This window comes from Virgibacillus sp. 7505, assembly GCF_002272135.1.
Lineage (GTDB): Bacteria > Bacillota > Bacilli > Bacillales > Amphibacillaceae > Terribacillus.
In genome coordinates this window covers 1-271 of record NZ_NPBF01000187.1, presented here as the reverse complement: position 1 = coordinate 271, position 271 = coordinate 1, and the positions used below count along the sequence as shown (strand labels likewise).

Genomic DNA, 271 nt, shown 5'->3' with positions numbered 1-271 from the left:
CAGCAGTCCAATTTGGCATCGGACGGTACCTGTACAACCTAGAAGAAAGCTGGGTGGACATAAAAAAAGAAAAGGGGCGATATTACCACAGAAGCGGCAAAGGAAATGACGAGATCAAGGGCTACTGGGACCCGCCGCAATTGCCAGCGTGGGCGCTGCCTACATTGGAACCTGTAAAAGGAGGTAAGGAGCCTGTAGAAGGAGATAAGCCGAGCCAGCAATTGATGGATAACATCAAAACGACAGCGGCAGAGATAGCAGAATTGCGTCA

1 pseudogene is annotated in these 271 nt (G+C 50.2%); it reads left to right on the top strand.

What is annotated here, in order from left to right:
- Positions 1-53 precede the first annotated feature (53 nt).
- Positions 54-271, top strand: a pseudogene (locus CHH91_RS18530) (hypothetical protein); the annotation flags it as partial.